Origin of the sequence: Streptomyces eurocidicus, assembly GCF_002891295.1 — a bacterium.
GTDB lineage: Bacteria > Actinomycetota > Actinomycetes > Streptomycetales > Streptomycetaceae > Streptomyces > Streptomyces eurocidicus.
This window is the reverse complement of record NZ_LGUI01000003.1, coordinates 438,901-458,444: the sequence shown is the minus strand read 5'-3', so window position 1 is coordinate 458,444 and position 19,544 is coordinate 438,901. Positions and strand designations below refer to the sequence as shown.

Sequence of the window (19,544 nt, the reverse complement as noted above, 5' to 3'; positions counted from 1 at the left end):
GGGCGGCAGGGATGAGCGACAGCACGGCGGCGGACGACCGACCGGGTGACGACCGGTCCGTGATGGAGGCGGTCGCTACGCGCGCCCGCGCGCTCCGTAAGGAGCGCGGCTGGAGCCTGGACGCGCTGGCCGCCCGGGCCCGCGTCAGCAAGGGCATGCTGGTCGCCCTGGAGAACGGCCGCTCCAACCCCAACCTCGCCACCCTGATCCGGCTCTGCGACGCCTTCGCCGTACCGCTCACGGACCTGCTCCAGGCGCCCGCGACGCCGCTTCTGGCGCCCTCGCCGCCCGAGGAGCAGCCGGTGCTGTGGACCGGCCCGGACGGCGGCTCGGGCAGGCTGCTGACCGGCGCCGCGCAGCCCGTGGGCGCCGAGCTGTGGCACTGGCGGCTCGCGCCCGGCGAGGAGCACCGCAGCGAGGCGCACCTCGCGGGGACGGTGGAACTCCTGCACGTGCTGAGGGGGACCCTCACCGTCACGGTCGGCGGGCAGGAGACCGTACTCCCGCGGGGGCACGGGCTGCGCATGGCGGGCGACCATCCGCACGGCTACGCCAACCGCACCGGCGAGGAGGTCGTCTACACGGGCGTCGTGCTCGTACCCTGAACCCCCGGCCGTGCGCGCCCCCGCTTCTCGTGCGCCGATCCGCGGCCCACAGCCTGTGCATAACGTCCGGCCCCGCCGGTCCGGTCATGGGCGGCGTGAGGCGGTGGCGCGTTCGGCGCGACGGGCCACGGCGCGCAGCACCTCCACCCTGATGTACGCCGCTCCACCCAACTGGATCAGCAGCCAGTAGGCACGGAAGGCACGTCGGGCGTGGGAGTCGGTGCAGTGCACCCGGGTCTCGAACGTCAGGAGGGTTCCGCCTGCGTCGGGGACGACGCTCAGGCTCAGGGCCGCCTTGGCCCAGCCCGGCTCGTCGAACGCGACGAACGCCGACGCGTCCCCCGGGGTGACCGGGGCGGGCTGCGGACGGACCCTCCAGAACCGGGCGACCATGCCTTTGACCAGTTCCTCGCCGGCCACGGTGATCAGGGTGGGCGTGGGGAAACCGTCGATGAACGGCCCTTCGACCCGGCCCCGGCCGCCCAGGCGCAGCCGCATCAGCAGCCGGTAGAAGGGCAGTTCTCCGGCGGTGACCTCGGTCAGGGCCCGCCACACGGTCGCCGGATCCGCCGCGACGTGCCGGGCGAACCGCGAGTGGAGCTCGTAAGCGGGCAGCAGCCGGTCGAGTTCCATCGCACCACTCCGCTGGTTCGGGTCCGGCGGGCCGGGCCGGTGCCGTCGTCCCGGAGCGGGGCGCCCGGAGCAGGGCGCCCAGATCGAGCGCCGGGCCCTCGAAGGCATAACCCTCGGCGATCCGTGTGACGGAATCGGCGCCGGAAGGGGCCGGGGAAGAAGGCGTGCGGCTCATGCATCACTCCCGGTATGCGGCTGATTGTCACCTTCGCACTCCCGTGCCGTGGCTGCGCTCGGAGCCGGTTGCCCGGTAGGCTTTCCGTGTGATCTTCAAGCGCATCGGAAACGGGCGGCCGTACCCCGACCACGGCCGGGAGAGCACCCGGCAGTGGGCGGACGTCGCCCCCCGCCCGGTGCGGCTCGACCAGTTGGTGACCACCAAGCAGCAGCTCGATCTGGAGACCCTGCTGGCCGAGGACTCGACGTTCTACGGCGACCTGTTCGCCCACGTCGTGAAGTGGCAGGGCGACCTCTATCTGGAGGACGGCCTGCACCGCGCGGTGCGCGCCGCGCTCCAGCAGCGCCAGGTGCTGCACGCCCGCGTGCTCGAACTGGGCTGACCCGCTCGAACAGGCTGCCGCGGGAGGGTTTCCGGCCGTTGTTCGGCCTTTCGGGTTGGGGCGCGCGCAACCCGTTGATCATCTAGTAGGCAGCGGCCCCACCCCGCACTACGCTGCGCCCATGAGCATGCTCACCCCTCCCGGCATGGGTGGAAAGTACCGCATCACGGGCCGTCGATTCCCGCACATGCGGCGCCCCAGAAATCGCCGCCGGATCGTGCTCGCCGTGGCCTCCGCCGCCGTCGCGCTCGCGCTGGCCGGATGGGGCACGCTCCAGCTCGTCGACGTCTTCTCCGGCGGTGGCGCCGGCGAGTCGGCGCAGGCGGCACACGGCAAGGGATCGCAGGGCACCAAGAGCGGCAAGGAAGACTGCAAGGCCGTGCCCAAGGCACTGCCCAAGCCCGACGAGATCACCGTCAACGTCTACAACGCCACACCGCGCGGCGGGCTCGCCAAGACCACGGCGGACGAGCTCCAGAAGCGCGGGTTCAAGATCGGCAAGCGGGAGAACGCACCCGCTCTCTACGACAAGAAGGTCGACGGCACCGGGCTGCTGCTGGGCGCCCCGGAGGCCGTCGACGGGGCCCTGAAGGTGCTCGGCACCCAGCTCGCCGGGACCCAGGTCAAGAACGACCAGCGGACGAACGGCGGCGAGGTCGATCTGATCATCGGCGCGCAGTTCAAGGAGCTCACGCCGCGCGCGGAGGCCGACCGGGCGCTGACGGCGCTGGGCGGGCAGCCGAAGCCGGCGGAGACCCCGGCGAAGTGCTGAAGCACGGGGCGCGAAGGGGCTGACGCCGCGCGCCCGTTGGCACACGCGCGTACGGACCGGCGCTCGGCCGGTCCGTACGCGTTCCGTGCTGTGGTGCGGCGGTCGGTCAGCCCGCGGTGCCGTACATGCGGTCGCCCGCGTCGCCGAGGCCCGGGACGATGTAGCCGTCCTCGTTGAGCCGCTCGTCCACGGAGGCGGTGACCACGGTCACCGGCGCGTCCGCGAGCTCGCGCTCCATGACCTCGACGCCCTCGGGGGCGGCCAGCAGGGTGATCGCCGTGACGTCGTCCGCGCCGCGCTCGATCAGCTCGTTGATCGCCGCGACCAGGGTGCCGCCGGTGGCGAGCATCGGGTCCAGGACGTAGACCTGGCGGCCCGAGAGGTCCTCCGGCATACGCGTGGCGTAGGTCTCCGCCTTGAGGGTCTCCTCATTGCGGATCATGCCCAGGAAGCCCACCTCGGCGGTCGGCAGCAGCCGGACCATGCCGTCCAGCATGCCGAGCCCGGCGCGCAGGATCGGCACCACCAGGGGGCGGGGGTGCGACAGCTTCACACCGGTGGTCGCCGTGACCGGGGACTCGATGGCCACCTCCTCGGTGCGCACGTCGCGCGTGGCCTCGTAGGCGAGCAGGGTGACCAGCTCGTCGGCGAGACGCCGGAAGGTGGGGGAGTCGGTGCGCTTGTCGCGCAGGGTGGTGAGCTTGTGCGCCACCAGGGGGTGGTCGACGACGTGGATCCGCATGACACCGACATTAACCGAGCTTTCGGGCACCAGCTCCCGCGCGGTCGGCACCGGCGTCTTCCAAGCGGGGCCAAGGAACGTCCAAAGTCTCCGACAGGTCTGTCGCCGCACTGGCATCAAACCACCACTTAGGGGGAAAGTGGGCACGTACGCCCGGTCTGTCTCGCCGGGCGAGGACCTCGGCGCGAGGTGGTGCTGCCCATGGCTGACCAAGAGACCCACGAGAATCCGGGCGCGGCGGGCCGGACGGGCCCGGCGGATCCTTCCCCGGGCGCCCCGGGAGGTGCTCCCGGAAGCGCTTCCGGAGGCGCTTCGGAGCAGGAGAGCGACACGGAGCGCAGACGCAGACGGGCCCAGTTCCTCCGCGAGCTGAACGAGGCCAAGGAGCTCCGCGAGCGGGTGCAGCCCCGCCGGGCCCGGGCCGCGCGGATGCGCCAGCAGATGCGGATGCGGACCTTCAGATGGTGAGTCCGGCGCCGATCGGGTGCTGATCGGGTGCCGATCGGGTTGCCGGTCCGACGGTGACCCGGCACGGATCCGGTAGGGAATCCGGTACGGATCCGGCCGTGACACGCCCGTCCCGATGACCTCCGTAAGGCCCCCACGTGAGGCACATCTCTTCGGACTGCTGCACGACGCAGCGCGGAAGACCTCTCGCAACGGCCCGCTTTCTGCCACGATTCCGAGTGGGCGGGGTGGTCCCCGTCCGGCCCGGCAACGCCTATGACCAGTGGGAGAGTCACGGTGTACTTCGCCGCACTGCTCGCGCGCACCGAAGACGGGTGGCAAGCGAGCGACACAGACCTCGACAACGTGGAAACCCTGTCCGACTTCGCCGACCTGGCCCGCGAGACCGCGGTCGACGACGACACGGTCCTGGTGTTCATCGAGCAGGAGGACGCCTGGTTCGGCGTCGTCCGGGTGGACGGCGAGGACGACCCCCGCGTCTATCTCTCGGACGCCGCCGCGGCCAGCCGCAGCTCCTACGGAGCCCTGCTGGCCGACGAGCTGCTCGGCCGGGACGACATCACGGAGGACCTGGACAGCCTCCCGGACCTGGACGGCACGGAGGACGGCGAACCGGAGCCGGCGGAGGACGAGGCCGACGCCCCGGACGCCGCCGCCCCGGTGCCGGCCGGGCCGCTGGGCGACGGGCAGATCCTCGCCGACCTCGGCATGGGCGAGCGCGAGCTCAACGCCCTCAGCGAGGACGCCCTCGGCGAGATCGCGGACCTGCTCGGCTGCACGGACGTCCTGGAGGCCGTCCGCTGACGGCCTGCGGCCGCGCCCGCCGTCCCCATGAGTCCCCGCGGCGCGGGGGCGCCCCCTCCCGGTCGTCCCGGCCACCGGCCACGACGGCCGGCCGCCGGGCGTCCGCGCGCACGCCGGTACGGCGCGGGGTCGCCCACCCGGTGCCGCACCCGGCCGTCGGCGTCCGCGCGCACGCGGGCGCGGCGCTCGCGCACACTGGTGCGATGAACGAAGCCGTCCCCGGCCCCGTCCGGCACGACCCCAGGCCCGGTCCCGCACACGACCCCGATCCCGTACGGGACCCGTGGCGGTCCCCGATGCGGGCCGCCCTCGCGGAGGCCGCCCTGGCCCCCGGCACCGGGGACGTCCCGGTCGGAGCCGTCGTGCTGGGCCCGGACGGCTCCGTCATCGGCCGCGGCCGCAACGAACGCGAGGCCACCGGCGACCCGACCGGCCACGCCGAGGTCCTCGCGATCCGCGACGCCGCCCGGGCGGTCGGCGGGTGGCGGCTGTCCGGCTGCACCCTCGTCGTGACCCTGGAGCCCTGCACGATGTGCGCGGGCGCCATCGTCCTCTCCCGCCTGGACCGGGTCGTCTACGGCGCGGTCGACGAGAAGGGGGGCGCGGCCGGCTCCCTGTGGGACGTCCTCCGCGACCGCCGCCTCAACCACCGCCCCGAGGTCATCGAGGGCGTCCTGGCCCCGGAGTGCGCGGCCCTCCTCACGGACTTCTTCCGGGCCCTCTGACCTCACCGGAAGCCCCTCGCGGGCCGCTCGCGGACCTCTCCCCGGGAACCGATTTCAGAGCACGGCCCAACGTCCGCTAAGCTCTCTCTCGGTAGCGTGTCCGAGCGGCCTAAGGAGCACGCCTCGAAAGCGTGTGTGGGGGCAACTCCACCGTGGGTTCAAATCCCACCGCTACCGCTTCAGGAGAACCGCCTTCGGTCTGCGCGAGCAGACCGGGGGCGGTTCTTCGCATACCGGCCTCGTGCCAGGGTGATCCGGTGAGCGAATACCACCTCTGGCTGGCCGCAGTCCCGGCCCCCGTCCCCGAGGACGAGGCCCGGATCTACTGGAACCTCAAGGACCTCCCGACCCCCGTCCTGGACGGGGCGCTGGAGCGCGCCGCCTTCCTCCACGTCGGCTCGTGGCGGGACGAGCATCAGTCGGACGAGCCGCGGTCGGGGCGCTGCCCCGCCCGCCGGATCTTCGAGCGGATCTTCTTCCTGGGCACGATCGACCGCTACCGGGCGCCGCTCCTCGACACCCGGCTGCGGGACGAACTGCTACGGCTCCACGCACCCCGCCCGGGAGACCTCCCCGCCCCGGCCGCCGACGCGGACGCGCTCGCCGCCTTCCTCACGGCGCATCTCGGCCGGTACCTGCTGCCGGAGGAGTCACCGCCGTCGCTCGGCGGAGCGGAGTAGTCCGACCGGTGGCGGGGTCGCGGTCCCGGGGGCGTCGGCCCCGCCGTGCGGCGGGAAGGGGCGGGCAGGGGAAGGCCCCATGCCGCGGCGACCCGCACCCGCCCCCGCCGCGTCACCACGCCCCGCCGCCACCCCCCTCTCCACATACGCCTCGAACCCCCGTGCCTCCCGCCCCAGCACCCGCCGCACCCCGTCCACCGGCACCGCCGAGATCCCCGTCCGGTGCAGCGCGAACAGCGCGCTCATGGACCGCACCCCCGTCTCCGGCCAGCCCGCGGCGGTGAGCTCCGCCTCGTACTCCTCCGGCGTCAGCTCCACGTACGTGACCGGGCGGCCCGCCGCACGCGCGATCTGTTCGGCGGCCTCGGCGAAGGTCAGGCCGCGCGGCCCCGACAGCTCGTACACCTGACCGTCGTGCCCGTCCCGGGTCAGCAGCGCCGCCGCGACCTCCGCGACGTCGTCGGCGTCGACGAAGGGCTCCGGCACGTCGCCGATGGGCAGGGCCAGCCGGCCGTCCAGGAGGGGCTGGTGCCAGACGTCCTCGTCGAAGTTCTGGTTGAAGTTGTTGGGGCGGATGACCGACCACCGGGCCCCGGACGCGCGCACGGCGCGCTCCGCCGCGACCATGCCCTGCCCGAAGTCCGGGCCCACCTCGTCGATGCCGCGCCCGGAGAGCGCCACGAAGCGGCCGACGCCCGCGGCCACGGCCTGCTCGGTGAAGGCGCCCACCGCGTCCGGGTGTGCGTCGGAGGCGATGACGTAGGCCGCCGTCGCGCCCTCCAACGCCCCCGCCCAGGTGGCCGGTTCCGCCCAGTCGAAGCGCACCTCGCCGGAGCGGGACGCGGCCCGTACGGGCACGCCGGCCGCGCGCAGCAGGCGCGTCACGCGGCGCCCCGTCTTGCCGGTCGCGCCCAGTACCAGGACCGGGCCCGTGGCGGTCGTCCCCGTCGTCTCTTCCGTCGTGTTCCTCGTCGTCGTCATGTGCTCCAGCCAACCCCGTGCGGGGGCCGCGGACCATGGCCGTCCGTCCGGCGGCCATGTGCGTCCGTACGAGGGGCCGTGGGGGCCGCATATCGTGAGGCCATGGACCCGTTCGACGATCTGTTGCGAGGCGTGCGCGCCAACGGCGCCCTGTTCGGCGGCTCGGTGCTGTCCCCGCCGTGGGCGCTGCGCTTCACCGGCGACGCCTATCTGACGCTGTGCGTGCCGCTGCGCGGCGAGGGCTGGATCGTCCCGGGCGGCGGCGGGGAGCCGCGCCGGATCCGGGTGGGCGACGCGGCGATCGTGCGCGGGCCCGAGCCGTTCGTGTTCGCCGACGACCCGGCGTCGGCGGCCCGGCCGGGGCTGACGCGGGACATCCGCTGCGGCGAGCCGGGCGCCCGGCAGGGCGGGGAAGCGGCGCCGGACGGCCGTACGGTGCTGATGGCGGGCGCGTACCGGGTCCGGGGCGAGGTGCCGCGCCGGCTGCTGCGGGTGCTGCCGCCGGTCGTGGTCGTGGCGGACGACGACGACTGCTCGGGGATGCGCGCCTATCTGGAGGCCCAGTTGTCCGCCGTCCGCCCCGGGCGGCAGATCGTGGTGGACCGGCTGCTGGACTGGCTGCTGGTGTGCACCCTGCGGGACTGGTTCGACCGCCCCGAGGCCGCGCGGCCCGCCTGGTACCGGGCGCTCGGCGACGACGCCGTGGGCCCCGCGCTGCGGGCCATGCACGACGAGCCGGCCCGGCCCTGGACCCTCGCCTCGCTGGCGGCGGAGGCCGGGGTGTCCCGCTCCACGCTCGCCAAGCGCTTCAACGACCTGCTCGCCGAGCCCCCGCTGGCGTACCTCACGGAGTGGCGGATGACGCTGGCGGCGGACCTGCTGGCCGAGCCCGGCGCGACGATCGCGGGGGTGGCCCGGCGGGTGGGGTACGCGGACGCCTTCGGCTTCAGCGCCGCCTTCAAGCGGGTGCGCGGTACGAGCCCGAGCGCGCACCGGGCGGCGGTGACGGCGGCCCTTGCGGAGGTGGCGTCCGGCTCACTTGTCGGCGTGGCCGCCGAGGTAGAACAGTAGCCAGACGAAGCCCGCGAAGAGGTGGGTGACGAAGACGTAGACCAGCACGCGCAGGGCGACCTGCTTCTGCTGCCACTTCTCGCTCTCCACCCCGTGATTCTACCGGGCGGGTCCGGTCGCGGGCCGTCGTCGTGCGGTCACGGCGCCTCGACGAAGTCGGTGACCCGCTGCACGAACTCGTCCGCCTTCTCGAAGAACACCACGTGCCCGGCGTCCATCTCCGTGTACGACGCGGTGGTGGTCCGCGAGAGCGCGGCGTGCAGGGCCCGGCTGTGCTCCACCGGGACGGTCGCGTCCTGGGCGCAGCCGATGACCAGGGTCTCGGCCTCGACGCGCGGCAGCAGGTCGCGGATGTCGACACGGAGGTCGAGGTCGACGTGGCGGAGGGTGCCGGGGGTGGGCGGCATGTTCGGGACCAGCTGCTCGAAGCCCTCGCGGCCGATGGCGTTGAGGTAGCCGCGGCTGAACCCGGTCATGGCCACGCTCCGCCCGAAGCCCTCGGGGTCGAGGTCGCCCAGGCGCTGCCAGAGGGTGAAGAGGTTGCGGAGGTACTCGTCGCCGTCGGTGCGGGCCCAGCCGGCCACCAGGACGAGGCGTCGTACGAGGTCGGGGCGGAGCGCGGCGACGGCGGCGGAGACGGGGGCGCCCATCGAGAAGCCCAGCAGGTCCACCGGGCCGGTGCCGGCGTCCTCGATGACGGCGATCACCTGGGCGGCGAGCCCCTCGGTGGTGAGCCGCCCGCCGCCGTCCCGGGTGCGGTCGGTGCCGGAGAGGTCGGGGGTGAGGACGGTGCGCCTGCCGGTGAAGCGGGGAACGGTCTGCCCCCAGTTCAGGGCGGCGCCGGCGGACCCGGTGCCGTGGACGAGCACCAGGGCGGGGGAGCCGTCGGGGGCGGTGGCGTCGAAGCGGTCGTAGTGGACGAGGGCGTCGGCGACGGGGACGACGGGCATGGCGGGGCTCCTCGGGAGGCTCAAGGGGGGGCTGCGCCGGGCGGTGCGTCCGCCCGGCGATCACCACTCTTCCGCCGTGCGCACCGCCCCGGGAGAGCCCCGCCCACCCTGGGACCGCCGGTCCCTGGTTCGCGGCCACGGCATCGGCGAGGATGATCGTCATGACGATCGACCGCCGTGCCCTCGCCGACTTCCTGCGCCGGTCCCGCGACCGGATCCGCCCCCAGGACGCGGGCCTGCCCGAGGGCCCCCGGCGCCGTACGCCGGGCCTGCGGCGCGAGGAGGTGGCGCAGCTCGCGGGCATGTCGGCCGACTACTACATCCGGCTGGAGCAGGCCCGGGGCCCGCAGCCCTCGCCGCAGATGCTCGCCGCGCTCGCCCGCGCCCTCCGGCTGACCGGCGACGAGCGCGACCACCTCCATGTGCTCGCCGGGCACCGGCCGCCCGCCGGGCGCGCGGCCGGCGACCACGTCGCCCCCGGGCTGCTGCACCTCCTCGACCAGCTGACGGGCACCCCCGCCCAGGTGCTGAACGACCTCGGGGACGTCCTCGCGCAGAATGCCCTGTCCCGCACGCTCCTGGGCGGGGTGTGCACGGTCTCCGAGCACGGCCGGAACGTGGTCTGGCGGTGGTTCGCCGACCCGGCGAACCGTGCCGCGTACCCCGTCGAGGAGCACGCGCACCACAGCCGGGTGCACACCGCCGACCTGCGGGCCGCGGTGGCCCGCAGAGGCGCGGACCCGGCCGCCGTACGCCTGGTGGAGCGGCTGCGCGCGGCCAGCGAGGAGTTCGCGGAGCTGTGGGAGCGCCACGAGGTCGCGGTGCGCAGGCGGAGCCGGATGAGGGTGCTGCACCCCGTGATCGGCGCGGTCGACCTCGACTGCCAGGTGCTGCTGGCCCCCGAGGGCGACCACCGTCTCGTCCTCTTCACCCCGCCGCCGGGCACCGACACGGCGGACCGGCTGGCGCTCCTCCGGGTCGTGGGCAACGGGCAGTTCACCCCGGCCTGACGCCCCCGGCCGCCGGGGCCGCCGTCAGCCGGCCGGTGCGGTGCAGGGCGAGGACGGCCACGGCGCAGCCGCCGCCCAGGGTGGCGAGCGCGGCCCACGGCAGGGCGGGCGCCCCGCGGAGCGCGCGGCGTCCAGCGCGGCGCCCGTGAGGAGATTGCCGAGGGTGATGCCGATGCCGCAGATGGTGTTGTAGAGGCCGTAGTGGGTGGCCACGTAGCGGTTCCCGGACAGGGCGACGATCGTGTCCATCTCGAAGGGGTAGGCGAGCATCGTGCCCAGCGCCAGCAGGAGCGCGGAGGCCAGCGGCGGCAGGACGGCCAGCGCCCACCGCGCGGGCCCGCCGGCCGGCACCGGGGCCGCCGTCGCGGCCAGCGGGGCAGGAAGGCCGCCCGAGCGCCGCCAGCCCGGCGACGAGCGCGGGCCCGGCGCCCAGCCGCCGCCGGCACCAGGCCGTCAGCCGCGTCTGTCCCACGACCGTGGCCAGCCCGGAGGCGGCGAACAGCAGCCCCACGCCGACGGTGCCGACGCCGTCGTCGCCCGCCACCCGGCGGACCTCCAGCGGCAGGGCCAGATAGACCTGGAACGACAGGGCGTACGAGCCGATCATCGCGAGGGAGAACAGCAGGAAGGGCCGGTTGGCGACCACCGCGCGCCATTGCGCGCGCACCGAGGCCAGGGATTCCCCGGGGGCGGTCCCCGGGGGCGGGCTCGCGGGCAGGGCGCGGAGCTGCACGGCCGACAGGACGGCGAAGACGGCCGCGGCGACCAGGCAGGTCAGCCGGAAGCTCACCCCGGTCAGCAGGACGCCGACGAGCGGGCCGAGCAGGATCCCCGCCTGGTAGAAGACGTTGAACAGGGCGAACGCCTCCACCCGGCGCTCCCCGGCGTCCTGCGCCAGGCAGGCCCGTACGGCGGGGTTGAACAGCGCCCCCGCGAGGCCGGTGGCGGCCGACGCCGCCAGCAGGGCGGGCAGGGTGTCGACGAGCCCGAGGACGGCGAAGCCGGCGACGCGCAGGACCAGCCCCGAGACGATGAGGGGTTTGTGGCCGAACCGGTCGGCGAGGGTGCCGCCGACGAAGAACATGCCCTGCTGGCTGAAGTTCCGTACGCCCAGGACGAGTCCGACGGTCCAGGCGGCCATGCCCAGGTTTCCCGAGAGGTGCTGGGCGAGGTAGGGCATGAGCATGTAGAAGCCGAGGTTGATGGTGAACTGATTGACCATCAGGAGCTGGGTGACGGTGCCGAAGGAGCGGGCCTGGGCCAGCGGTCCGGGGCCGGGCCTCACCGCGGGCCGCCCTCGGGGGCGGGTGCGAGGGGGGTTCCGGTGGGTGTGGCCGCGGGTGCGGACGTGGGTACGGGCGCGGACGCGGGTGCGTGCCGCGCGCCGACCGGGTCGACGACCTGGGTGCACCGGGTCCAGCGGGTGACCTCCTTCTCGTCGGGCCGGCCCACGACCTCGGGCTCGGGGGCCGGCGGACCCTCGCACAGGCCGTGCGCGGCGCAGTAGTCGTCGTCGAACACCGTCGTCAGATAGCGCTGCGGGCCGTCGGGGAAGATCGCGGCGATCCGGGTGTCCCGGGGCAGCGTGCGGGCCAGCCACGCCGCGACCAGCGCGACGGCGCCGACGCTCCAGCCGCCGCTGGCGTAGTGCGAGGCGGCCAGCCGCCGGCAGGTCCAGACGGCCTCGGCCGGGGCGACCCAGTGCACCTCGTCGAAGCTGTCGTAGGCGACGTTACGGGGGTAGATGCTCGACCCGAGGCCGCGCATCAGCCGGGTGCGGGCGGGCTGACCGAAGATCGTGGAGCCGATGGTGTCCACGCCGACCAGCCGGAGCCCGGGGTGGAGCTGCCGCAGCACCCGGGACACGCCGGCGGAGTGCCCGCCGGTCCCCACGCTGCACACGAGGACGTCGATGTGCCGGAGCTGCCCGGCGAGTTCGAGGGCGAGCGGGGTGTAGGCGGCGACGTTGTCGGGGTTGTTGTACTGGTCCGGCACCCAGGCCCCGGGGTGCGCGTCCCGCAACGCCGCCACGCGGTCACGGCGTGCCTGCTGCCAGCCGCCGGCCGGATGCGGCTCGCGGACGACGTCGACCCGGGCCCCGTAGGCGGTCAGCAGCCGGATCATGGACGGTTCCAGCCCTGGATCGGTGACCAGCGTGACGGGGTGCCCGTGCACCATCCCGGCCAGCGCCAGCCCGAGCCCGAGGGTCCCGCTGGTGGACTCGATGACCATGCCGCCGGGCGCCAGCTCCCCGCGGGCGCGGGCCCGCTCGACCATGTGCAGCCCCGGGCGGTCCTTGATCCCACCGGGGTTGAACCCTTCGAGCTTCGCCCAGAAGCCGCGGCCGGGGGGACAGAGGGGCTCGGAGATACGGAGGACGGGGGTGTCGCCGACGAGTCCGGCGGGGCCGGGAGGGGGTGTGGGAGGCATGGGGGTTCCTTCGCGGGGTCGGGGGTGCCGGTGGTGGTGTGGCGGCGGGCGGGGTGCTGCCGCTGCGCGGGGCTTTGTCCCCGCCCCGCCCCTTCCCGAACGGGGCTCCGCCCCGGGCCCCGGTCCTCAAGCTCCCCCGGCTACCTCCCCCAGCTACCGCTGGGGGTGCCCCCAGGAGGTGCCCCCGGACGGGCTGAGTTGTTGCCCGGAACCGGGCGGAAAGGACGACCCGTGGCACGGGAAAGCCGTCCCCGGACAGGAGCGAAATCCAGCCCGGCCGGCGATTGAGGCCACCGCGCGGCAGCGCGGAAAGGGGCCCGGGGGCGAAGCCCCCGGATGGGGGCACCTCCCAGCGGTAGCTGGGGGAGGGAAGGGGCGGGTAGGGGACAAAGCCCCGCGCAGCGGCCTAGATCCGCAGAACCGGCGAGAGGACCGACGAAGGCACCCCGCCCCCGCCCCCCGCCACCCGCACGACACCCCACCCGGGCCCGTACGAGAACGGCCCACCCACCCCCGGCACCACACACAACGCGCCCAGCCCCGTCATATCCCGCACGGCCCCGGACAGGCAGTCCTGCGTGGCGTGCGAGACGTCATGGCTGTTGTACGGGGCGGGCGCCACGCCACGCCCGGTGGCCGGAGGCCCGGCCGCGAGGCCGCGGCCGGCGCTGGGGGCGGCACCGGCTACGGAACCCGGCGCGGCACCGGATGCGGAACCCGAACCGGAACCCGTAGCGGAGTCCGGCGAAAGGCCCGGCGAAGGGGCTGTCGAGGCGACCGCCGAGGATCCGGCCGAGGAGCCGCCCCCATGACCGGCGGCGGAATGCGCGGCAGCGGACAAGGCCGTCAACCCCGGATGCACCGGATGGGCCGAGGCGCCTTCCGTCGTCATGCCGTGGCTGTAGAGGAGCGCGAGGAGCAGCAGCCCCATCCAGGAAAGCCACCAGGGGCCCGCCGCGGAAAGGCGGGCTCGCAGCACGCCGACATGCGGCGGAGCCGTGGCCATGCGGTCATCGTGCCGTAAGCGGCCGCCATCTGGGAACTCCCTCCGGCCAACTCCCGCGATAAACATGGGGGATGCCCCGGATATCGGTCGCTGTAGGCGCCTTTATTCGCGTACGAACGCAGTGAATAGAAGACAATTCAGCAGCACGCGGAAGTGTGCCGCCTACTCGCCCGGGCGTGGCGCATACCCCGCAATCGACGCTTCACCGGTGAAACAGGGGTAAACATCGGTAAACAGGCGGGATCCAGGAGGGGGCAGAGGCGCGCCCCCGGGGCCCCGGCCTCCTGCCGTGCGGGCCCCCGGCCGACTGACTAGCGTGGGAAACGGGACTGTTCAACCTGTTGTGGAGGGAGCCAGGACCATGGTCGCGCTACCGGAAGGCATGCCGTGCTGGGCCGACGCGATGTTCCCGGATGTGGAGGGCGCGAAAGGCTTCTACGGCGATCTGCTGGGCTGGACTTTCGCCGAGAGCTCGGCGGAGTTCGGCAATTACACACAGGCGTACTCGGACGGCAAAGCGGTGGCCGCGGTGGTGCCGCCGATGCCGGGCCAGGCGGACCCCGTGGCGGCCTGGTGCCTGTACTTCGCCTCGCCCGACGCCGCCGCCACCGCCAAGAAGATCGGCGACAGCGGCGGCGAGGTGGTGATGGGGCCGATGCAGGTCGGCGAATTCGGCTCGATGCTGCTCGCGAAGGACCCCGGCGGGGTGGCCTTCGGCGTCTGGCAGGCGGGCACCCACGAGGGCTTCGAGAAGCGGGGCGAGACCGGATCCTTCTGCTGGGCCGAGGTGTTCACCCGGCAGCCGGAGAAGGCGGACGTCTTCTTCCCGGCCGTCTTCCCCTACCGCGTCCGGCGCATGGACGACCCCCAGGTCGACTTCAAGGTCTTCGACCTGGGTGACGACACCGTCCTGGGCCGGATGGTGATGGCGGACGAATTCCCGGCCGAGGTCCCGCCGTACGTCAACATCTTCTTCGCCGTCGCGGACTGCGACGCCGCCGTGGAGAAGGCGCAAAAGGGCGGCGGCGAGCTGAAGTTCGGGCCGATGAGCACCCCGTTCGGCCGCTTCGCGGCGCTGACCGACCCGCAAGGGGCGGCGTTCTCCGTGATCGACCCGGGGAAGACGGAGGGAGAGATGCCGCCGATGGCGGACGCGTAGGGTCCGGGGCGCCCTCAGTCCCCGAGCTTGACCAGCATCTTCCCGGTGTTGCGGCCGCGCAGCATGCCCAGGAAGGCGTCCACCACGCCGTCGAACCCGTCGACGACCGTCTCGTCCTGCGTCACCCGGCCCGCCTGGATGTGCGGGATCAGGAAGTCCTCCAACTCGGCCTGTGCGTCGCCGTACTGGCGGACGAGGAAGCCCTCCAGACGGATGCTCTTCTCCACGATGTCGTAGAGGTTGCGGGGCGCCGGCGGGGGTTCCGCGCTGTTGTACTGGGCGACCGCTCCGCACCAGGCGATCCGCCCATGGTCGCGCATGGCCGAGATCGCGCCCTCCAGGTGGTCGCCGCCGACGTTGTCCACGTACACGTCGATGCCGTCCGGTGCGGCCTTCGCGAGCTGCTCGCCGACCGAGCCGTCGTGGTAGTCGAAGGCGGCGTCGAACCCGAGGCGGCCGACGAGGTGCGCGACCTTCCGGGGCGACCCCGCGCTGCCGATCACCCGGCCCGCGCCCAGCAGCCTGGCCAGCCGGCCGGCCGCGCTGCCCACGCCGCCCGCCGCGGCCGAGACGAAGACGGTCTCGCCGGGCTGGAGCCCGGCGATCCGGGTGAGGGCGACGTACGCGCTCAGGCCCGTACCGCCGAGCAGACCGAGGTACGAGCCGACCGGCACCCCCGTGTGCCGGGGCAGCACCCGCGCCCCCTCCGCCCGGCTCACCAGCGCGTGCGTACGCCACCCGGCCCGGTGGAAGACGAGATCGCCGACCGCGAGCCCCGGGTCGCGGGAGGCGGTGACGCGGCCGATCGAACGGCCCTCCAGCGGGTGCTCCAGCTTCCATTCCGCGTCCATGGCCTCCCGCATGTACGGGTCGACGGACAGATAGAGGTTCTCCACCAGGGCGGTGCCGGGCGCGACCTCCGGCATCGGCCGCTCGACGAAGGCGAAGTCGCCGGGCACCGGCATGCCGTGCGGCCGGGAGATCTGCTGAACTGCGCGAAAGGTGCTGGTCATGGGCCCACCGTAGGGAGCGTGCGGGAGCCGTCCCAGCCCTCGCCGTCGATGGACCGGACCCTTCCATGAATCGCGTTCATGGACGTAGGTTCGGTGGATGAGCGAACCCGATCTCACGGTCCCCGAGCTGCGCGTCCTCGTCGCCGTCGAGGAGGAGGGCGGCTTCACGGCCGCGGCGGCCCGGCTGGGACTGACCCAGTCGGCGGTCTCGCACGCGGTACGGAGCGGTGAACGAAAGCTGGGCGCGGTGCTGTTCGACCGCGGCCGCCACGGTGCCCGCCCCACCCCCGCCGGGGCCCGGGCCGCCGGCCACGCCCGCCGTGTCCTGCGCCTGCTGGAGACGATGCCGGCGGAGGTCCGGGGCGCGGTCCGGACCGCCGAGCCCCTCGCCGGCCCGCTCCGGATCGCCGCCTTCCGCAGCGCCGCCGCCCATCTGCTGCCCGCCGCCCTGGCCCGCCTCACGGCGCGCCACCCGGGGATCACCCCGGAGGTACGGATCGTCCGCGAACTGGGGCGCGGCACCGCGGGCGAGGTCACCGACGGCCGCGCCGACGTCGGCATCGCCACCCTGGGCGGCTCGGAGCCGCTGCCGGGCGGTCTGCTGTCGGCGACGGTCGTCACGGAGCCGTACTTCCTGGTCCACCCCGTGGGCCACCCGGCGCCACGCACCCTGCCATTGATCGACTGGATGGAGAACTGCGGCTCGTACACCCGCGCGTGGTGGGCGGAGCAGGACTGGATCCCGCCGGTCACCGTCGACGCGGAGGACGACAGCGTCGTCCTGTCGATGGTCGCCCAGGGCATGGGCATGGCCATCATGCCCGCGCTCGCCCTCATGTCGGCGCCGAGGTCCGTGACGATCACGGACCTGGGGGAGGGGCGGCCTACGCGGGGGGTGGGGTATGTGACGACGCGGGAGCTGGTGCGGGTGGGGTGGTGCGGGAGCTGATCCGCGAGCTGAGGGGGGTGGAGCTGGGGGAGGTGCCGGTGGGGGTGTGAGGGGGGCGGCGGGTGCGCCTGCGGCGGGCCTGTTCCCCACCCCGCCCCTTCCCGAATGTCCTCAATCGCCGGACGGGCTGAAGATCAGCCCGTCCGGCGATTGAGGACCGGGGTCCGGGGCGGAGCCCCGGTATCGGGAACTACTCCGCGATCTCCGTCCGCTCCCACCACTCGTACACCGGCAACACCCCCTCCGGGGTCTCCCCCTGCCGGGACGTCGCCTTGAAATGCTCGTACCCACCCCGGAACGGGATCTTCAGCTCGATCCCCGGCGGAGTGATGTCCACGATCCGCGAGGGCAGCCCGTCCGGCCCGCCTTCGAGAAATGCTCTGGGCGCTTTGCTCATGCCGCCAGTGTCCCGGGGAGCCGGAGCCGGGGCCCCGCGACGCGCCGAACGGTGCGAGCGCGGGGGAGCCGGCCGTCCGGTGACGGCCCGGCGGGGCGGGAGGCGGGGGTCTCCGCGCGGCCGTCCGGGCCGTGCCGGAAGGCCGGCTCGTCGGGGCTGGGCCCGCCGCACCCGCCGTGAGGGGACGTGCGGCGGCGGGCCCAGGTCAGGGGGTGTCCGGCAGGGGATCGTGCCGGACGCGCTCGGCGGGCAGGTGCGTACCGGCCAGCCGGGCGACGGTCGGGCCGACCATCGCGGGCGGCCCGCTGACGTACGCGACGTGCTCCGACCAGTCGCCACGCCGCGCCACCGCGTCGGCCAGCGGACGGTACGGGTCCGCCGCCGGGCCCGTACCCGGCACCGGGACCACGTGCAGCCAGGGGCGGCGGCGCTCCAGCTCGGCCACGGGCCCGGCGTCGTAGAGCCCGGACAGGTCGTCGGCCCCGAGGAAGAGGTGCACGCTCCGCCCGCCCATCCGGCGGCCGGCCAGCTCCTCCAGCAGCGACTTCGCCGCCGCCCAGCCGATGCCGCTCGCGACCAGCAGCAGATCGCGGTCGGGCGCGGCGGTCCCGTCGCCGAGCGTCATCGTCCCGGCGGGCGGCCCGACGCGCAGTGTGTCACCGACGCCGGTGCCCGCCACCAGGGCCTCGCTCACCCCGCCCGTACAGGTCTGGCGGACGTGGAACTCCAGCTCGCCGTCCGGCCGGGGCGCCGTGGCCAGCGAGTACTGCCGCCAGGCCTGGGGCAGTAAGGGGGAGGCGACGGACGCGTACTGCCCGGCCCGGTAGGAGTACGGCTCATGGGTGCGTACGCGCAGGACGGCGAGGTCCGGGCGGCGCAGTTCGTGCGCCGTGACGGTGGCCGGCCAGTCCGGGGGCTCGGCCAGCGCGGCCTCCGCGCCCTCGACCATGGCGCCCACGGCGAAGCGCAGCATGCGCACCCAGGCCCCCTCCAGTTCCGTGTGCCACGCGGGCCCCGCCGTACGGTGCAGCGCCTCGCACAGCGCGGACTCGAACGTCTCGTAGTGCACCGGCCGTACGCCCAGCTTGCGGTGGTCGCGGCCGAGCCGGGTGAACTCCCTGGCCACCTCGTCGGGCCGGTGCAGGTGCTCGATCAGGTAGCGGAAGATCGCTTCCAGGTGCTTGCGCTGGAACTCCATCGAGGAGGGGAACAGCGACCGCAGGTAGGGGCGGTGCGTGAACATCGCCTCGTAGAGGTGGTCGATCAGCACGTCGAAGGGCGTCACCAGATGGAGGTGACGCAGGATCATCTCCTGGTCGGCGGCGCCGTCGTAGGAGCGGTGCCCGCCCGGTGCGGAGCGCGGCGCGCCGCCGGCGTCCGGGCGGCGGTCGGGGGACAGGAGCTGCCGGCGCAGGCGCATCGCGTCGTGCCGGGCCAGCAGCGCGTGGTACTTGGCGTCGACGGTGGTCACGGGGGCAACGGCTCCTCGGGCAGGCGCGCGTGTCGCGCCGGGGAAACCCGCCGGGCGGTGGCGGGCGCAGGAGTGCCCGGCCGCCCGCCCGGCGGACGGGACGCGTCATTCTGGCACCGTGCCCCCGGGCCCGGACGGCCCTATTCCGTGGGCCCGACCGGCCCTGTCGGCGAGGGGCCGTTCGGCCCTATCGGCGACCGCGCGGAGGGTGTGGGCTGTGCGGGTGTCCGTGGCCCGGCCGGAGCACCACCCCTTGTCGGGGTGGCCCCTCTCCTCCCGCTCCGCCGGGCCCGGACATACTGCTTGTATGGATCAAAACACCTCGGCTGCCTCACCGTTGCGCGTCTTCATCCTCGACGATCACGAAGTGGTACGGCGAGGGGTGCGCGACCTCCTCGAAGCGGAACCGGACATCGAAGTCGTGGGCGAGGCCGCCACCGGCCGTGAGGCCCTCGCCCGGGTACCGGCCGTCCGCCCGGACGTGGCGATCCTCGACGTACGGCTCGGGGAGCGCCCCGAGAACGGCGGCGGCGACCACGAGGGCGTGGAGGTCTGCCGCGAACTCCGCGCCCGCATACCGGATCTGGCCTGTCTGATGCTGACGTCGTTCGACGACGACGAGGCGCTCTTCGACGCGATCATGGCGGGCGCGGCGGGCTATGTGCTCAAGCAGATCAACGGCTCGGAGCTGGTGACGGCCGTCCGCACGGTCGCCACCGGCAGGTCGATGCTCGACCCGCGTACGGCGTCGCGCGTGATGGCCCGGCTGCGCGCCCCCCAGGAGCCCCCGGCGGCGACGGCGGCAACGGACTCCGGCGCGTCGGAACTGGACCGGCTCTCACCCCGGGAACGCCAGATCCTGGAGCTCATCGGCGAGGGCCTGACCAACCGGGAGATCGCCGACCGGCTGTTCCTGGCCGAGAAGACGGTGAAGAACCGCATCTCGTCGCTACTGGCGAAGCTGGGGGTGGGACGGCGGGTACAGGCGGCGGTGATCGCGGGGCGGGTGAGGGGGGAGAGGGGGAATTCCAGCCCGTCCGGCGTTTGAGGACACCGCGCGGAGCGCGGAAAAGGGGCCCGGGCGGAGCCCCGGTTCGGGAAGGGGCGGGGTGGGGAAA

At 74.1% G+C, this 19,544-nt stretch carries 19 protein-coding genes, 1 tRNA gene and 3 pseudogenes; 13 read left to right on the top strand and 10 right to left on the bottom strand.

Translation table 11 applies throughout. The features are described from left to right. Positions 1-11 precede the first annotated feature (11 nt). Complete coding sequence (locus AF335_RS11870; RefSeq protein ID WP_102918290.1) at positions 12-605, top strand: helix-turn-helix domain-containing protein; 594 nt, start codon at positions 12-14, stop codon at positions 603-605. An 84-nt stretch (positions 606-689) separates the two neighbouring features. On the opposite strand, the gene AF335_RS11865 is transcribed toward AF335_RS11870, so the two are convergent. After that, the gene (locus tag AF335_RS11865; protein ID WP_102918289.1) at positions 690-1,238 is read right to left on the bottom strand and encodes a hypothetical protein; all 549 of its coding nucleotides are present in this window, start codon (positions 1,236-1,238) and stop codon (positions 690-692) included. 263 nt (positions 1,239-1,501) lie between these two features. On the opposite strand from AF335_RS11865, the gene AF335_RS11860 reads away from it, so the two are divergent. Both AF335_RS11860 and AF335_RS11855 read left to right on the top strand, forming a co-directional pair. Beyond that, complete coding sequence (locus AF335_RS11860; RefSeq protein ID WP_003986294.1) at positions 1,502-1,798, top strand: type II toxin-antitoxin system VapB family antitoxin; 297 nt, start codon at positions 1,502-1,504, stop codon at positions 1,796-1,798. Between the two features lie 121 nt (positions 1,799-1,919). Beyond that, positions 1,920-2,570 (top strand): LytR C-terminal domain-containing protein, encoded by a 651-nt coding sequence (locus AF335_RS11855; RefSeq protein WP_102918288.1) that lies wholly within the window; start codon positions 1,920-1,922, stop codon positions 2,568-2,570. A gap of 106 nt (positions 2,571-2,676) precedes the next feature. On the opposite strand, the gene upp is transcribed toward AF335_RS11855, so the two are convergent. Beyond that, the gene (upp, locus tag AF335_RS11850; protein ID WP_102918287.1) at positions 2,677-3,312 is read right to left on the bottom strand and encodes a uracil phosphoribosyltransferase; all 636 of its coding nucleotides are present in this window, start codon (positions 3,310-3,312) and stop codon (positions 2,677-2,679) included. Positions 3,313-3,513: 201 nt separating this feature from the next. Between upp and AF335_RS11845 the strand changes: the two genes are divergently transcribed. The 5 genes from AF335_RS11845 (at position 3,514) to AF335_RS11825 (ending at position 5,989) form a co-directional block, all read left to right on the top strand. Continuing rightward, entirely contained in the window at positions 3,514-3,780 is a 267-nt protein-coding gene (locus AF335_RS11845; protein WP_102918743.1) for a hypothetical protein, read from the top strand. Positions 3,781-4,035: 255 nt separating this feature from the next. After that, positions 4,036-4,584: a tRNA adenosine deaminase-associated protein gene (locus AF335_RS11840; RefSeq protein ID WP_102918286.1), complete on the top strand. Its 549-nt coding sequence runs from the start codon at positions 4,036-4,038 to the stop codon at positions 4,582-4,584. A 203-nt stretch (positions 4,585-4,787) separates the two neighbouring features. Then, on the top strand, positions 4,788-5,309 hold the full coding sequence (gene tadA / locus AF335_RS11835) for a tRNA adenosine(34) deaminase TadA (protein ID WP_102918742.1): 522 nt from the start codon (positions 4,788-4,790) through the stop codon (positions 5,307-5,309). Positions 5,310-5,399: 90 nt separating this feature from the next. Further along, a tRNA-Ser gene (locus AF335_RS11830) sits at positions 5,400-5,486 on the top strand. A gap of 80 nt (positions 5,487-5,566) precedes the next feature. Then, positions 5,567-5,989 carry a hypothetical protein gene (locus tag AF335_RS11825; RefSeq protein ID WP_102918285.1) on the top strand — a complete coding sequence of 141 codons (423 nt, stop codon included), beginning with the start codon at positions 5,567-5,569 and terminating at the stop codon, positions 5,987-5,989. 120 nt (positions 5,990-6,109) lie between these two features. On the opposite strand, the pseudogene AF335_RS11820 reads toward AF335_RS11825, so the two are convergent. Beyond that, positions 6,110-6,970: pseudogene (locus AF335_RS11820) on the bottom strand (NmrA family NAD(P)-binding protein); the annotation flags it as partial. A 102-nt stretch (positions 6,971-7,072) separates the two neighbouring features. Between AF335_RS11820 and AF335_RS11815 the strand changes: the two are divergent. Then, positions 7,073-8,041, top strand: a complete 969-nt coding sequence (locus AF335_RS11815; RefSeq protein ID WP_102918283.1) for an AraC family transcriptional regulator — start codon at positions 7,073-7,075, stop codon at positions 8,039-8,041. On the opposite strand, the gene AF335_RS35550 is transcribed toward AF335_RS11815, so the two are convergent. Continuing rightward, positions 8,006-8,131: a DUF6126 family protein gene (locus AF335_RS35550; RefSeq protein ID WP_244926995.1), complete on the bottom strand. Its 126-nt coding sequence runs from the start codon at positions 8,129-8,131 to the stop codon at positions 8,006-8,008. The genes AF335_RS11815 and AF335_RS35550 overlap by 36 nt on opposite strands. A gap of 47 nt (positions 8,132-8,178) precedes the next feature. After that, on the bottom strand, positions 8,179-8,991 hold the full coding sequence (locus AF335_RS11810; RefSeq protein WP_102918282.1) for an alpha/beta fold hydrolase: 813 nt from the start codon (positions 8,989-8,991) through the stop codon (positions 8,179-8,181). A 161-nt stretch (positions 8,992-9,152) separates the two neighbouring features. Here AF335_RS11810 and AF335_RS11805 point away from each other — a divergent pair, with 161 nt between their 5' ends. Continuing rightward, positions 9,153-10,001, top strand: a complete 849-nt coding sequence (locus AF335_RS11805) for a helix-turn-helix transcriptional regulator (RefSeq protein ID WP_102918281.1) — start codon at positions 9,153-9,155, stop codon at positions 9,999-10,001. Here the strand turns inward: AF335_RS11805 and AF335_RS11800 are convergent. Together AF335_RS11800 and AF335_RS11795 are read right to left on the bottom strand one after the other, a co-directional pair. Beyond that, positions 9,988-11,223: pseudogene (locus tag AF335_RS11800) on the bottom strand (MFS transporter). The gene AF335_RS11805 and the pseudogene AF335_RS11800 sit on opposite strands and share 14 nt — an antisense overlap. 59 nt (positions 11,224-11,282) lie before the next feature. Further along, positions 11,283-12,431 (bottom strand): PLP-dependent cysteine synthase family protein, encoded by a 1,149-nt coding sequence (locus AF335_RS11795; RefSeq protein ID WP_102918280.1) that lies wholly within the window; start codon positions 12,429-12,431, stop codon positions 11,283-11,285. Between the two features lie 1,367 nt (positions 12,432-13,798). Between AF335_RS11795 and AF335_RS11785 the strand changes: the two genes are divergently transcribed. After that, positions 13,799-14,596: a VOC family protein gene (locus tag AF335_RS11785; protein ID WP_102918278.1), complete on the top strand. Its 798-nt coding sequence runs from the start codon at positions 13,799-13,801 to the stop codon at positions 14,594-14,596. A 14-nt stretch (positions 14,597-14,610) separates the two neighbouring features. Here AF335_RS11785 and AF335_RS11780 read toward each other — a convergent pair whose 3' ends face one another. Next, a complete protein-coding gene (locus AF335_RS11780) occupies positions 14,611-15,609 on the bottom strand; it encodes an NADP-dependent oxidoreductase (protein WP_102918277.1) in 999 nt (332 codons plus the stop codon). Between the two features lie 97 nt (positions 15,610-15,706). Here AF335_RS11780 and AF335_RS11775 point away from each other — a divergent pair. After that, a pseudogene (locus tag AF335_RS11775) lies at positions 15,707-16,608 on the top strand (LysR family transcriptional regulator). Between the two features lie 140 nt (positions 16,609-16,748). On the opposite strand, the gene AF335_RS11770 reads toward AF335_RS11775, so the two are convergent. Beyond that, positions 16,749-16,955: a DUF5988 family protein gene (locus tag AF335_RS11770; RefSeq protein WP_102918276.1), complete on the bottom strand. Its 207-nt coding sequence runs from the start codon at positions 16,953-16,955 to the stop codon at positions 16,749-16,751. 205 nt (positions 16,956-17,160) lie between these two features. Then, positions 17,161-18,426 (bottom strand): globin domain-containing protein, encoded by a 1,266-nt coding sequence (locus tag AF335_RS11765; RefSeq protein WP_244926994.1) that lies wholly within the window; start codon positions 18,424-18,426, stop codon positions 17,161-17,163. Positions 18,427-18,733: 307 nt separating this feature from the next. Here AF335_RS11765 and AF335_RS11760 point away from each other — a divergent pair, with 307 nt between their 5' ends. Continuing rightward, complete coding sequence (locus AF335_RS11760) at positions 18,734-19,474, top strand: response regulator transcription factor (protein ID WP_102918275.1); 741 nt, start codon at positions 18,734-18,736, stop codon at positions 19,472-19,474. The last annotated feature ends 70 nt before the right edge of the window (positions 19,475-19,544 follow it).

Coding starts and splice junctions, on each gene's coding strand:
- AF335_RS11795 (WP_102918280.1), bottom strand. CDS start 12,431: ATGCCTCCCACACCCCCTCCCGGCCCCGCCGGACTCGTCGGCGACACC.
- AF335_RS11780 (WP_102918277.1), bottom strand. CDS start 15,609: ATGACCAGCACCTTTCGCGCAGTTCAGCAGATCTCCCGGCCGCACGGC.
- upp (WP_102918287.1), bottom strand. CDS start 3,312: ATGCGGATCCACGTCGTCGACCACCCCCTGGTGGCGCACAAGCTCACC.
- AF335_RS11815 (WP_102918283.1), top strand. CDS start 7,073: ATGGACCCGTTCGACGATCTGTTGCGAGGCGTGCGCGCCAACGGCGCC.
- AF335_RS11770 (WP_102918276.1), bottom strand. CDS start 16,955: ATGAGCAAAGCGCCCAGAGCATTTCTCGAAGGCGGGCCGGACGGGCTG.
- AF335_RS11785 (WP_102918278.1), top strand. CDS start 13,799: ATGGTCGCGCTACCGGAAGGCATGCCGTGCTGGGCCGACGCGATGTTC.
- AF335_RS11805 (WP_102918281.1), top strand. CDS start 9,153: ATGACGATCGACCGCCGTGCCCTCGCCGACTTCCTGCGCCGGTCCCGC.
- AF335_RS11840 (WP_102918286.1), top strand. CDS start 4,036: ATGACCAGTGGGAGAGTCACGGTGTACTTCGCCGCACTGCTCGCGCGC.
- AF335_RS11810 (WP_102918282.1), bottom strand. CDS start 8,991: ATGCCCGTCGTCCCCGTCGCCGACGCCCTCGTCCACTACGACCGCTTC.
- AF335_RS11760 (WP_102918275.1), top strand. CDS start 18,734: ATGGATCAAAACACCTCGGCTGCCTCACCGTTGCGCGTCTTCATCCTC.
- AF335_RS11870 (WP_102918290.1), top strand. CDS start 12: ATGAGCGACAGCACGGCGGCGGACGACCGACCGGGTGACGACCGGTCC.
- AF335_RS11865 (WP_102918289.1), bottom strand. CDS start 1,238: ATGGAACTCGACCGGCTGCTGCCCGCTTACGAGCTCCACTCGCGGTTC.
- AF335_RS11845 (WP_102918743.1), top strand. CDS start 3,514: ATGGCTGACCAAGAGACCCACGAGAATCCGGGCGCGGCGGGCCGGACG.
- AF335_RS11855 (WP_102918288.1), top strand. CDS start 1,920: ATGAGCATGCTCACCCCTCCCGGCATGGGTGGAAAGTACCGCATCACG.
- tadA (WP_102918742.1), top strand. CDS start 4,788: ATGAACGAAGCCGTCCCCGGCCCCGTCCGGCACGACCCCAGGCCCGGT.